Here is a 12,851-nt window from a genome sequence, read left to right on the forward strand (position 1 = left end):
CAGCAGATATGCCGCTTTCTTTTCCTATTAGGATTCAATTTTAAATTTCTTTGTAATGTCCTGCAGTTCTTCCGCCATGTTTGCCAACGTTTCAGCTGATGAGCTGATTTCTTCCATGGACGCAAGCTGTTCTTCCGCCGAAGCTGCAATGTCTTGAATGCCTGCCGAGCTTTCTTTCGACACTGCAGAAATGTCTTCAACCGCACTTGACACTTCCTGTGATCCAGCTGACAGCTGTTCAACCGTCGCGTTTAGGTTTTGCAATTCGCCAGAAATTTGGGTTGTCATCTCGTAAATTTGTTTAAAGCTTTCCGCTGTTTGGTCAGTTATCTGCAAACCTTCCTTCACTTCATGATTCACAGATTGGAACATTGAAAGTGAAGTGCTGATTTCTCTGACAATCTCTTGAATTAATCCTTCAATTTCCTTAGCAGAGTCTGCTGATTGCACGGCAAGTTTTCTGACCTCTTCCGCTACTACTGAGAAGCCTCTTCCGTACTCCCCTGCTCTTGCCGCTTCAATCGCAGCATTTAGCGCCAGCAGATTTGTTTGATCAGCAATGCCGTTAATCACATTCAAGATGCTTGTGATGTCCTTCGATTTTGTTTCAAGACCCTTCACAACCGATTCCGCTTTTTGAACGGATTGGTCGATTGTTTTCATTTGGCCGACTGTATGCTCGACCAGTTTTTCTCCGCTGCCAGCCGCCTCAGAGGACTGTATCGAAGACTTCGTGATAGTTGAAGAGGCTTGAGCCACTTTTGAAATCCCGTGGTTCATTTGAGAAAGATGGTCTGAGCTTGTTTCCAGCTTCTCGCTTTGCGCCTCGTTGCCATCTGAGAACTGTTCGATGGCAAGTGTAATATGTTCAGTTGCTTTGCTCGTTTGGGCCGCGCTTGCCGTCAGCTCTTCAGAAGAGGATGCCACGTTTTCTACAGACGTTTGAATGACACCAATCACAGAACGCAGTGAGGCAGACATTTCGTTAAAGCTTTCACCAAGCTGGCCAAACTCGTTTTTCGAGTGAATGTCAATGACTTCTGTCAGATCTCCGCTGCTGATTTTCGCAGATGTAGAAACCAATTTTCTTAATGGCTTGGTGATGGCGCTGATAATAAAGAGAATCAGTATACCGCCGATCACAAGTGATACGCATAGGACGATGATCGCTGTGTTCAGAACCGGGCTTGAAGCATCTTCCAATTCACTGATAAAATATGTGCCCGCGATTTTCCAGCCTGTCAGCTTATTTGTCGTAAAGGCCATTTTCTTTTCTTTGCCTTCGAAGGTATATTCAAACGAGCCTTCTTCTTTCGAGAAAACTTGATTTGTCCAATCGCCTGATCCGGTTGTCCCAGGTTTAATCGTCGGATGAGCGATATATTTTTTGTTGCCTGTTGTAATAAATGCGAAGCCATTTGTCCCAATTTTGATTCTCTTTGAAGCGGATAACACTTCATCCAGATTTAAATCAAGCGCGATGACTCCTGAACCATCTTTTGTTTGCTTTGAGATGGTAATAACGGTATCCCCTGTCGCTTCGTCAGTGTACGGCTCAGAGAAAACAGCCTGTCCTTTTTTCGCAACAGCTTGTTTGTACCAGTCACGTTCTGTCGGATCAAAGCCCTTTGGCACACCGCCTTCAGGATATTTGTAGAGCTTTTTATTTTCTGAAGCCGCGTAGATGGCCCCTACATCCGCATTCAATGTTGTATACTGCTTAAATTTTTCATTCAGTGAGGCTTTGTTTTTGTCTTGTAATAAATCTTTATTGATCGTCTCACTGTAATAATCAATTGCTTTTACTTTAGTATTCAACTTGTTCTGCAGGGTGCTGTTGAGTTCTTCAACGTTTCCCATTGCACTATTCGCCAGTTCCTTGTCCAGTGCGTTCCAAGCTGATTGATAACTGAAATATGCTAATACCCCAACCGGCAAAATAAGCACTGCCAGAAACGCAGCGATAAGCGGTTTGCTGATTGATGGCTGTTTGATCCATTTTGTAAGTTTCCCCATTCTTTCGACTCCTCCTTTAAGCTAAATCTAATATCGTCAAACTAGGATAAAAGGTTTAATAAAAAAACTAAAAAAAACACCCAAGCGTACAACCTGGGTGTTTTGGCTTACTATTCAATTTTGAAACGTTTGGTCATGTCGCGAAGCTCTTCCGCCATAGACGAAAGGGTTTCTGCTGACGAGCTGATTTCTTCCATGGAGGCAAGCTGCTCTTCGGCTGACGCCGCGATATCTTGGATATGAGCAGAGCTTTCTTTTGAAATCGATGCAATGTGTTCGGACGCTCCCGAAACTTCCTCGGAGCTGGCGGAAAGCTGTTGCACCGTCGCACTCATGTTTTGCAGTTCTCCGGCGATTTGGTTCGTCATTTCAGAAATGCGAGTAAAGCTCATTTCTGTTTTATCTGTAATATCCAGGCCTGTCTGCACCTCTTGATTGACAGATTGGAACATGCCGAGAGATGTATTGATTTCCTTAACAATTTCGATGATTAATCCTTCAATCTCTTTTGCTGAATCTGCTGACTGAACTGCCAGTTTTCTCACTTCTTCCGCTACAACGGAGAAGCCGCGGCCGTACTCGCCTGCGCGCGCCGCTTCAATGGCTGCGTTTAATGCCAGCAGGTTCGTCTGGTCAGCGATGCCGTTAATCACACGCAAAATATTGGTGATGTCTTTCGATTTCGTTTCCAATCCGCGTACGACTTGTTCTGCTTCTTTAACGGACTTATCAATAACGTTCATTTGGCCGACGGTTTGATGAACGAGCTTGCCGCCTTCGCTTGCGATTTCTGTCGATTGAACAGATGAATCTGTGATGACCTCGGAAGCTTGAGCCATATTTGCCAAACCGTCATTCATTTGATAAATGTGCTCTGCTGCCGTTTCAATGTTTTCGTTTTGTTTTTCATTGCCGTTAGAAAATTGTTCAATCGCCAATGTAATATGCTCTGTTGCCTTGCTCGTTTGTCCGGCTGATGCAGTCAGCTCCTCAGAGGAAGCGGCAACGTTTTCTACTGAATCCTGGATGGCGTGTATGAGAGAACGCAGTGACGATGCCATATTGTTAAAGCTTTTGCCGAGTTCGCCCAATTCATCTTTTGAACGGATATCAATGGTTTCCGTCAAATCTCCCTCGCTGATCCGCTTAGAGGAGCCCACAAGCTGTTTCAGCGGCGTTGTAATCGATCGAATGACAAATGTCATAACGATAATCCCTATGATAATAGCCGCGGCTAAGACAATTAACGCCAGGTGAAGGACAGGCTGGGCCGCCTCATGAATTTCATCCAAATACATGGTGCCGGCGATTTTCCATCCCGTTAACTTATTTGTATCAAAGGCCATTTTTTTCTTATCGCCATCCATGCTGTATTGAAAATCGCCTTTATCCGCATTTAACACCTGATCAATCCAGTCGCCTTTTAATTCAGTTCCTGAGGTTTCATCAGGATGGGCGACAACCGTTTTGTCCTTTGTCATGATAAATGCGTAGCCTTGTGTGCCGATGTTGACTTTTTTGGTTGTTTTCAACAGATGCTCAATCGTCATGTTGATTGCAATAACGCCTGAACCATCTTTTGTCTGCTGGGCGATTGTCACAACCATTGTGTTCGTAGACGCTGTTTTATAAGGATCAGTCACAACGACTTTCCCTTTATTCGCAACCGCTTTTTTGTACCAGTCACGTTCAACCGGATTATAATCGCTCGGCATCTGCAGGTCTGGATAACGGGTAAAGTGACCGTCTATGTCACTAGTATAAATAGATTCTACATCTTTATTGATTTTGATATACTGTGAGAATTTCTCTTTAATGTTTGCATTGCTTTTTGCATCGTATTTCTTTTTTGTCAGCCATTCGCTGAAGTAAGCGGCGCTGTCTTCTTTTTCTCCGATACTGGTGTTAATAATTTCGTTTAATTGCTGTACATTTTCTAATGCGCTCCCCATCATCTGTTTGTCGAGTGAGCTGCTTGCCGATTGATATGCAAAAGCTGCCAATATCACAACTGGTATGATAAGGATCGACAGGAAGGAAACGAGAAGCTTCCGTGTAATTGATCTTTGTTTTATGAGTTGGAGTATTTTTTTCATCATTCATTTCTCCTTTTTTATGCTACCCTTCATATCGGCAGAAATGGGTAAATATATACAGTAAAAAAGAAGAAATTTAACAAAGGTAACTAATATCCCATTATTATATAGTTATTTAGACTCATTTTCATCCACCTTAAATCGTTTTGTCAGGTCACGGAGTTCCTCAGACATCCTTTCAAGCGTCTGTGCTGATGAACTGATCTCCTCCATGGATGCCATCTGTTCCTCAGCTGAAGCGGCGATATCTTGGATGCCGTCAGAGCTTTCTTTAGAAATAGCAGTGATATCATTTGAAGCAGCAGAAATTTCTTGAGCTCCCGCTGACAGCTCTTCAACCGTCGCATTCATGTTTTGCAGAGTTGAAGCAATATCTTTGGTCATGTGAGAAATATCTTTGAAGCTTTGTTGTGTTTCATCCGTCATGACAAGCCCTGTTTCAACTTCTTTATTTACAGACTGGAGTACGTTCAATGATGTATGAATTTCTTTCACAATATCGATGATCAGTGTTTCAATTTCTTTTGCCGAGTCAGCTGACTGTACCGCAAGTTTCCTCACTTCTTCAGCAACGACCGAGAAGCCTCGCCCGTATTCCCCCGCTCTTGCGGCTTCAATGGCGGCATTTAAAGCCAAAAGGTTGGTTTGATCCGCAATGCCGTTAATGACACGCAAAATATTCGTGATATCCTTTGATTTGATTTCCAGCCCCTTCACCACTTGTTCCGCTTCTTTCACAGAGTGGTCAATCGTATTCATTTGGCCGGCCGTTTTCCGGACGAGTGTCTCACCCTTGTTTGATAGTTCTGTGGAGTCTGCGGATGTTTCTGTAATCACCACGGCAGCCTGCGCCAGTTCAGCTAATCCATCGTTCATTTCATTAATTTGTTCGGTTGTCGTCTCAATTCTTTCGCTTTGGCTCTCGCTGCCGTTTGAAAATTGCTCAATGGCCATGGTAATATTCTCAGTTGCCTTGCTTGTCTGGTCGGCGGATGCAGTCAGTTCCTCTGATGCTGAAGCAACATGATCTACTGAGTCTTTGATTCCTTGAATGAGAGAGCGGAGCGAGTGTGCCATATGATTGAAGCTCTGGCTCAGAACGCCAAGTTCATCTTTTGATTTGATTTCTATTGTTTCGGTTAGATCGCCTTTGCTGATTTTTTCAGCTGATGCGACAATGTGTCTCAAAGGCTTTGTGATGGACCGAATCACAAAGTAAATCGCCGTCATTCCGGCTGCGATGGCAATGGCCAAAACGATTGATGCCACGGTCAAAACTTTGCTCGCAGCATCGTGGATCTCGTCCGCATACATCGTGCCGCTGATTTTCCAGCCTGTTGTTTCGCTTGTGGCAAACGTCATTTTCTTCTCTTCGCCTTTGTACGTATAGTCAAAGTCGCCGCTTTTATTTTTGTAGAGTTTATCAACCCAGTCCCCTTTTAACACTGTTCCCGCTTTTTCTCCGGAGAAGGCGATGACTTTCTTGTTTTGGCTGAGGATAAAAGCATAGCCTTCTTTTCCGATATTGATTTCTTTCGCTGTTGTGACCAGGTCGTCAATTTTCATATCAACGGCGACAACGCCTGACCCATCCTCCGTCTGGCGGGCGATGGTGACGACCATTTTTCCTGACGAAATCGATTCATAAGGTTCAGTAATGATTGTTTTGCCTTTATTGGCTATCGCTTCTTTGTACCAGTCTCGTTCCAAAGCATGAAAGTCACTCGGCATATCTGCGTATGGATAACGTGTGAAATCCCCGTCTTTGCTGCTGGAAAACACCGCAGCGACATTGTCATTCATTTGGATAAATTGTTTAAATTCCTTTTTTAGCTCTGTTTTCTTTTTATCTTTAAATTTATCTGCTGTCGCCCAATCGCTGAAAAACACGAGGCTTTTTTCAGTCGTCCTGATTTTATCATCAATGATATGATCCAATATTTGAACATTTTCCTTTGCGCTTTGCGTCATCTGGAGATCAAGAGAGGCAATTGCTGATTGATAAGCGCTTACCGAAAGGACGGCAATAGGGACAATTAAGATCAGCAGAAAAGAAATAATAAGCCTCCTGGCTATTGATGACCTTCGAATCGTAGTAAGTGTTTTTTTCATATCCTTCCGAACCTTCTTTCAATTATTTACAAATTATATCGGTTGAAATTCCTTTATATTACATTGAAAATGAAGGAAAAAGTGAAAAATAGTTCTAAATTCACCTAGTGAAGCATGACATTTTTATTATTTACTATACAAAAAAACAGCGCCTTAAGGAGCGCTGTTTTTTGCCTTTATTCGATTTTAAATTGTTTTGTCAGATCACGAAGCTCTTCTGCCATCTGCGAGAGAGTGGTTGCTGATGAACTGATTTCTTCCATTGAGGCAAGCTGCTCCTCAGCTGATGCGGCAATGTCTTGAATGCTCGCCGAGCTTTCTTTCGACACATCGGCAATGCCGCCGACTGCTGCTGAAACATGCTGTGAACGGTCCGACAGCTGTTCGACGGTGGAATTCATCGTCTGCAATTTGCCCGCGATTTCATTTGTCATGCTGAAAATGCTCTGGAAGCTTTCTTTTGTATTGTCTGTGACGACAAGCCCGGACTGCACTTCCTGATTAACCTCTTTAAACATATGAAGAGAGGTTTCGATTTCTCCTACGATTTCTTGGATCAGCTTTTCGATTTCTTTTGCTGAATCGGCTGATTGAACAGCCAGTTTGCGTACTTCTTCCGCTACGACAGAGAAGCCGCGGCCCGATTCTCCGGCACGCGCCGCTTCAATGGCTGCGTTTAAGGCCAACAGGTTTGTTTGGTCAGCGATGCCGTTGATGACTCTCAAAATGCTTGTGATGTCTTTTGATTTTCCTTCTAACCCTTTGACTACAGCCTCAGCCTGCTGAACCGATTGATTAATCGAGTTCATTTGTCCGACTGTCTGCTGGACAAACTTTTCACCCGTTCCGGCGATTTCCGTTGATTGGATAGATGCCTTTGTAATGTCTTTTGATGTTTCTGAGACATGCTGAAGGTCTCCATTCATTAAGTTCAGCTGATGAGAGCTGGATTCAACCTTTTCGCTTTGCTCCTCGTTACCGTTTGAGAACTGCTCAATCGCCATCGTGATATGCTCGGTGGCTTTGCTTGTCTGTCCAGCAGATGCGGTAAGCTGTTCAGACGATGCGGCCACATTGTTCACCGAGTCTTGAATCGCACTGATCAGTGAGCGGAGAGATTGTCCCATTTCATTGAAACTTTCCCCGAGCTCTCCAAGCTCATCCTTCGAACGGATGTCGATCGTTTCTGTCAGATCCCCGCTGCTGATCGTTTTCGATGATTGCACAAGGCGTTTTAATGGTTTTGTAATCGATCGAACGATAAACAGAATTAAAAACCCGCCTATCGCAATGGAAGCAATCAGCACGATCATGCCTGTGATCAGCACAGATTTAGAGGCATCCTTGATTTCATCCATATACATTGTGCCGGCTATTTTCCACCCAGTCAGTTCATTTGTTGTATATGACATCTTTTTACCTTCGTTATCCAGAGTGTACTTGAAATCACCGCTGTTATCGGCGTACATTTTGGCAACCCAATCGCCTGAGAGCTTTTCCCCCGCCTTATGGTTCTGATGGGCGACATAGGTTTTGTTTTTCGTGGCAATGAACACATAGCCTTCTTTGCCGACCTTGATTTGTTTCATCTGTTCTAACAATTTGTCAATGGTGATATCCATGGCGACAACGCCGGATCCGTCCTTCAACTCCTGGGCAATGGTAATAACCATGCTTCCGTCACTCGCTGCCACGTAAGGGTCTGTCACGACAATTTCACCGCCGGCCTTCATCGCATCTTGGTACCAAGGGCGTTGTCTTGGATCGTATCCTTCCGGCAATTTTTCATTGGGCGCTTGTATGTAGGTGCCGTTTTCCGCACCTCCATAAATTCTGGCTACCCCTTCATTGATAGACACATATTGTGAAAATTTCGCTTTGAGCTCTTCTTGATTAGTCTTTCCTTTAAATACGGAGCTTTTAAGAGATTCACTGAAAAAAGTGACTCCTTTCGCTTTAGCTCCCAGGTCATTTGTAACAGTGGTATTAAATGTATCGACACTGGTTTTCGCACTTCCCATAATTTGCTGTTCCAGCTTACTGCTGGCGCTTCGGTAAGAACTGAATTCCAATATCAGAATAGGGATAATAAGAATCGCAATAAATGACACGATTAATTTTCTTGAGATAGACGGTTTTTTCAGCCAGTTGATAAAAGTCTTCATGTCGAGTTTCTCCTTCGGGTTTGATACAGTATATATCGGCTGCTTAAAAAAGTTTTAAAATAAAAAATGGAAGACGTTCTTTTTCATCTATCTTCAGTTTACAGCTTTCATTGCCCAAGCCCTGTGCATATCTTATTAAAAACAAGGGGGGCTAAAGATGATTATTATATCCGGACAATTGCTCCGTCCCCAAGATATTGAAAACTGGCAGATAGATGAGAAGTTGAATCCGCTGTTAAAAGAGATGCTTGAGACGCCTGTCCAGTTTGATTATCATTCCATTGCCGAACTGATGTTTGAGCTGAACCTGCGGATGAATATCGTAGCAGCGGCAAAAACGTTGCACAAAAGCGGAGCGAAATTCGCCACTTTTCTCAAAACATACGGGAATACAGCGTATTGGAGGGTTTCACCGGAAGGCGCCTTGGAGCTGAAATACAGAATGCCGCCCTCAAAAGCGATTCGGGATATTGCAGAAAACGGCCCGTTTTACGCGTTTGAATGCGCCACCGCCATTGTTGTCATTTTTTATTTGGCCTTGATCGATACAATCGGGGAGGAAGCATTTGACGCCAGCTTTGACAGCATTATTTTATATGACTGGCACTATGAGAAATTGCCGATATACACGGAAACAGGGCATCACTATTTCCTTGGAGATTGCCTGTATTTTAAAAACCCTGAGTTTGATCCGCAAAAAGCGCAATGGAGAGGCGAAAATGTGATTATGCTGGAAGAAGATAAATTTTTTGCCCACGGCCTGGGAATCTTAAGCGGGCAGCAAATTATCGAGAAGCTAAATTCTTTTCGAAAAAAAGGAGCCGTACAGCCAGCTTATCTTCTGCCTCAGGCGACCAGACTGGATGTTCCGTCTCTTTACCGCATCGTCCGCTAAAAAAGCCCCAACGCCTATTTCGGAGGCGATGGGGTTTCAAACGCTTTTCGTTTTCGATAAAAAGGGGCTGTGCCGAAATACTGGTTCGCAGCCCATTCCATTTTTTCAAGGTCACTTCTTGTCACGATTGGATCAAGGCTGCTCCATTTGATAAAGCGGACAAAATAATAGCCATTGATAGGAACCATTGTAACTTTTGAGTGAGGCCAGCCTTCAAATACAAACTCAATTTTCCCTCTTTTTTTATAAGAATATTGAAGAATGTTCATCATCTGCCACCCCTGTTTCACAAGTTACTTGCTGCAAAGCTCGGCTAACAGTGACTTCACATTAGCGGGCCGGTTCAGCATGCCGACAGATTGCCCGGCCCACAGAGACATGTACCCGGAATCTTTTTCTCTGGCTGCGTGTTTTCTCATCGGCTTTGTTAACGTGTTTTGCAATGGATAAGGAAGTGCGTTTGCCTCCTCAGCTTGCTGCTCTTTCATCCATTGATTGACTATACCCCTTGCAGGCTTACCTGAAAACAATGAGGTGAGGCGCGTGTCTGTTCCCCGCGCTCTTTTTAATTCGCGCCGGTACGTTTCTGATACGTCGCATTCCTCACACATGAGAAATGGCGTCCCGACCTGTACGCCCTGGGCTCCAAGACAATGAGCGGCTTGGACGCCGCGGCGGTCGGCAATTCCGCCTGCCGCGATTACCGGAATGGTCACTGCATCTGCCGCCTGGGGAATCAGCGACATAAGGCCAAGTGCGGATTCCCCGCTCACCGGCAGAAAGGAACCGCGATGGCCGCCCGCTTCGCTTCCTTGCAGTACAATGATGTCCATTCCTCGTTCTTCAAGCATGATGGCTTCCTGCGGAACCGTAGCCGTACCAATGAGACAACAGCCATTTTTCTTTAAAGCTTGAATGGCTTCATCCGGCGGAATGCCGAACGTAAACGAACAGGCTTTGACATTGTATTTCATAATGATGCTTATTTTTTTATGGAAGTCCTCCCATTCCTCTTCTTCTGAAGAAAATGGAGGGGCCTGTTCGGCAAATGGAATTCTGTTTTTCCAAGTTTCAACGCTGTCTTCGTCCGGTTCTTTTCTGCTTTCCGGAACAAACACATTCACCTGAAATGCTCGATCAGTCAGCTGCTGCATGTCAACGACTTGCTTTTCGAGCATGTCGGGACTAAGATATCCGGACGCTAAGCTGCCAAGCGCGCCTTCATTCGATACTGTGGCTGCCAAGTCAGGCGTGACCAGCCCGCCGGCCATCGGCGCCTGGATGACAGGTATGGTCAGCGATAATGTTTTCAGCCAATCCGTCATAAAAATCCTCCTATTCCCCCATGATTTTGATATAACATGTCCGGGTGCGGGGGCCGTCGAATTCGCAGAAATAGATGCCCTGCCACGTTCCAAGAATCAATCGGCCATTTTCAATAATGACGTGTTGGGAAGCTCCCACCGTACTCGACTTCATGTGCGCAGCTGTATTGCCTTCCATATGGCGGTCCAACTCGTGCTCCCACGGATACACTTCATCAAATCTTCTGAGCATATCTTTTTTGACGTCCGGATCGGCGTTTTCGTTAAATGTAATGCCCGCGGTCGTATGCGGACAGTAAATCAGCGCAGCGCCGCTCGTCACCCCTGTTTCTTGAAGAAAGGCTTCCGCCTCTCGTGTGATCTCAATCATTTCATCTCGCTTACTCGTTTTGATTTGCAGTGTTTTCAGCATTTGGATCTCCTTTCTGTCCGTTCTATTTGCTAATTCGTTCTGTGTTCTCTTTTTCCTGTTAACCTGCTCACATAAACGTGATCAAAACAAAAAACTCCAGTCTATGGCTGGAGTTTAGCGCCATACATATACTCTTGCTTCATACGGCTGCAACAGGACTGATGTCATGTGCTTGTGAGGCTTTATTTCGACATTTGACAATACGAGTGCGTCTGATGACAATGGCAATCCGGCGCGCTTGAAAAAGGCCGGTGTTGCTGACAGATTGGCCGCAATCAGCGCAGTATGGTTCTCGTTTTTCCGAAGATACGCAAAGATTTGCTGATCTTCGGGCAAAATGAGCTCGTATATTCCGTTGATAAAAACATCGTATGTTTGGCGCAGCTTGATCAAGCTCTTGTAAAAGTGGTATACGGATGTTGGGTCGTTTTTTTGCGCCTCGGCATTTAGCCATTTGTAATTTTCATTAATTCCGATCCACGGTTTAGCATCAGAAAATCCGGCGTATGGATCAGCATTCCATTGCATCGGCGTTCGCGAATTGTCCCGCCCTTTTTTCCAGACAATCTTCATCACGTCCTCATGTGAAGCGCCTTTCGCCCTTTCTATTTCATACAGGCGTTTCATGGCGACATCATCATAATCAGCAATAGACGGAAAAGCCACGTTCGTCATGCCAAGTTCCTGTCCCTGATAAATAAAGGGCGTGCCCTTCATGAGAAAATAAACAGCAGCAAGCGCTTTTGCGCTTTCTTTCAAGTACACTCCGTCGTCTCCCCATACAGAAACTGAACGGGGCTGGTCATGATTCTCCATAAACAACGCATTCCAGCCGATCCCTTCAAGACTGTCCTGCCAGTCTGTTAAAATTCGTTTAAAGGAAACGATATCAATGCTCTCATTGACTTCAACATCCCACAGGCCGAGATGCTCAAATTGAAAAATCATGCTGAAGATGCCGTTTTTTTCTCCAGCCCAATCAGCCGCTTCCTTTGCAGAAACCCCGTTAGCCTCACCCACTGTCATTATTGGATAACGGGAAAATGTGTTTTCTTTGAGCTCTGTTAAAAAATCCATTATGCCGTCGACATTCATGTGATAGGGGAAGGAGGAAACGACATCCACCCCTTTTGGATTCGGCATATCGGGAAGCCCTTCTTTTTTCTTAATATGCGTAATCGCATCCACCCGAAATCCATCAATGCCTTTGTCAAGCCACCAATTCACCATGTCATATACCGCATTTCTCACCTTTTCATTTTCCCAATTCAAATCAGGCTGTTTTTGATCAAAAAGGTGAAGATAATACTGGCTAGTCTTTTGATCATACTGCCAAGCCGATCCGCCGAAAATACTTTCCCAGTTATTTGGCGCTTTGCCATTTTGGCCGTCCTTCCAAATATACCAGTCGCGTTTCTCCGAGTGTACAGAGGAACGGGATTCAATGAACCATGGGTGTTCATCGCTTGTATGGTTCACGACAAGATCCATTATCAGCTTCATGTCCAGTTCATGCATATCTCCAAGCAGCTGGTCGAAATCAGCCATGGTGCCGAAATCGCTTAATATGTTTTTGTAATCCTTGATATCATAGCCGTTATCCGCATTAGGCGAATCGTACAAAGGACAAATCCAAATGACGTCGGCACCCAGCTCCTTTATGTAGGGAAGCTTGGATCTGATTCCTTGAATATCCCCGATTCCGTCGCCATTGGAATCTTTAAAACTGCGAGGATAAATGTGATAGACAACAGCTTCCTTCCACCAAGCCTTTTTCATACAGCCACTCCCTTCCTCAGTATCACAGTCTATATATCTTATGTAGAAAAA

General features: G+C 44.6%; 9 protein-coding genes. 1 reads left to right on the top strand and 8 read right to left on the bottom strand.

Annotated elements, in window-relative coordinates:
- Positions 1 to 27: 27 nt before the first annotated feature.
- The 4 genes from tlpB (M1D98_RS14885) to tlpB (M1D98_RS14900) all read right to left on the bottom strand — a co-directional run bounded on the left by tlpB (M1D98_RS14885) (position 28) and on the right by tlpB (M1D98_RS14900) (position 8,389).
- Entirely contained in the window at positions 28 to 2,016 is a 1,989-nt protein-coding gene (gene tlpB / locus M1D98_RS14885; RefSeq protein ID WP_268521957.1) for a methyl-accepting chemotaxis protein TlpB, read from the bottom strand.
- Between the two features lie 110 nt (positions 2,017 to 2,126).
- Positions 2,127 to 4,115: a methyl-accepting chemotaxis protein gene (gene mcpA / locus M1D98_RS14890; RefSeq protein WP_456279683.1), complete on the bottom strand. Its 1,989-nt coding sequence runs from the start codon at positions 4,113 to 4,115 to the stop codon at positions 2,127 to 2,129.
- A 108-nt stretch (positions 4,116 to 4,223) separates the two neighbouring features.
- The gene (gene tlpB / locus M1D98_RS14895; RefSeq protein WP_121643167.1) at positions 4,224 to 6,224 is read right to left on the bottom strand and encodes a methyl-accepting chemotaxis protein TlpB; all 2,001 of its coding nucleotides are present in this window, start codon (positions 6,222 to 6,224) and stop codon (positions 4,224 to 4,226) included.
- A 176-nt stretch (positions 6,225 to 6,400) separates the two neighbouring features.
- Positions 6,401 to 8,389, bottom strand: a complete 1,989-nt coding sequence (gene tlpB, locus M1D98_RS14900) for a methyl-accepting chemotaxis protein TlpB (protein ID WP_121643168.1) — start codon at positions 8,387 to 8,389, stop codon at positions 6,401 to 6,403.
- Positions 8,390 to 8,546: 157 nt separating this feature from the next.
- Between tlpB (M1D98_RS14900) and M1D98_RS14905 the strand changes: the two genes are divergently transcribed.
- Positions 8,547 to 9,284 (top strand): protein-glutamine gamma-glutamyltransferase, encoded by a 738-nt coding sequence (locus M1D98_RS14905; RefSeq protein ID WP_121643169.1) that lies wholly within the window; start codon positions 8,547 to 8,549, stop codon positions 9,282 to 9,284.
- Positions 9,285 to 9,298: 14 nt separating this feature from the next.
- Here the strand turns inward: M1D98_RS14905 and M1D98_RS14910 are convergent, their stop codons facing one another.
- The 4 genes from M1D98_RS14910 to M1D98_RS14925 form a co-directional block, all read right to left on the bottom strand.
- Positions 9,299 to 9,553 (bottom strand): hypothetical protein, encoded by a 255-nt coding sequence (locus tag M1D98_RS14910; RefSeq protein WP_456279684.1) that lies wholly within the window; start codon positions 9,551 to 9,553, stop codon positions 9,299 to 9,301.
- Between the two features lie 24 nt (positions 9,554 to 9,577).
- Positions 9,578 to 10,609 carry a nitronate monooxygenase gene (locus M1D98_RS14915; RefSeq protein ID WP_456279685.1) on the bottom strand — a complete coding sequence of 344 codons (1,032 nt, stop codon included), beginning with the start codon at positions 10,607 to 10,609 and terminating at the stop codon, positions 9,578 to 9,580.
- A gap of 10 nt (positions 10,610 to 10,619) precedes the next feature.
- A complete protein-coding gene (locus M1D98_RS14920; protein WP_456279686.1) occupies positions 10,620 to 11,021 on the bottom strand; it encodes a secondary thiamine-phosphate synthase enzyme YjbQ in 402 nt (133 codons plus the stop codon).
- Between the two features lie 114 nt (positions 11,022 to 11,135).
- A complete protein-coding gene (locus M1D98_RS14925; protein ID WP_268558970.1) occupies positions 11,136 to 12,800 on the bottom strand; it encodes a glycoside hydrolase family 13 protein in 1,665 nt (554 codons plus the stop codon).
- Positions 12,801 to 12,851: the final 51 nt, after the last annotated feature.

This window comes from Bacillus sp. K7, assembly GCF_053903245.1.

Coding starts and splice junctions, on each gene's coding strand:
- mcpA (WP_456279683.1), bottom strand. CDS start 4,115: ATGATGAAAAAAATACTCCAACTCATAAAACAAAGATCAATTACACGG.
- M1D98_RS14905 (WP_121643169.1), top strand. CDS start 8,547: ATGATTATTATATCCGGACAATTGCTCCGTCCCCAAGATATTGAAAAC.
- M1D98_RS14910 (WP_456279684.1), bottom strand. CDS start 9,553: ATGAACATTCTTCAATATTCTTATAAAAAAAGAGGGAAAATTGAGTTT.
- tlpB (WP_121643168.1), bottom strand. CDS start 8,389: ATGAAGACTTTTATCAACTGGCTGAAAAAACCGTCTATCTCAAGAAAA.
- tlpB (WP_268521957.1), bottom strand. CDS start 2,016: ATGGGGAAACTTACAAAATGGATCAAACAGCCATCAATCAGCAAACCG.
- tlpB (WP_121643167.1), bottom strand. CDS start 6,224: ATGAAAAAAACACTTACTACGATTCGAAGGTCATCAATAGCCAGGAGG.
- M1D98_RS14915 (WP_456279685.1), bottom strand. CDS start 10,609: ATGACGGATTGGCTGAAAACATTATCGCTGACCATACCTGTCATCCAG.
- M1D98_RS14920 (WP_456279686.1), bottom strand. CDS start 11,021: ATGCTGAAAACACTGCAAATCAAAACGAGTAAGCGAGATGAAATGATT.
- M1D98_RS14925 (WP_268558970.1), bottom strand. CDS start 12,800: ATGAAAAAGGCTTGGTGGAAGGAAGCTGTTGTCTATCACATTTATCCT.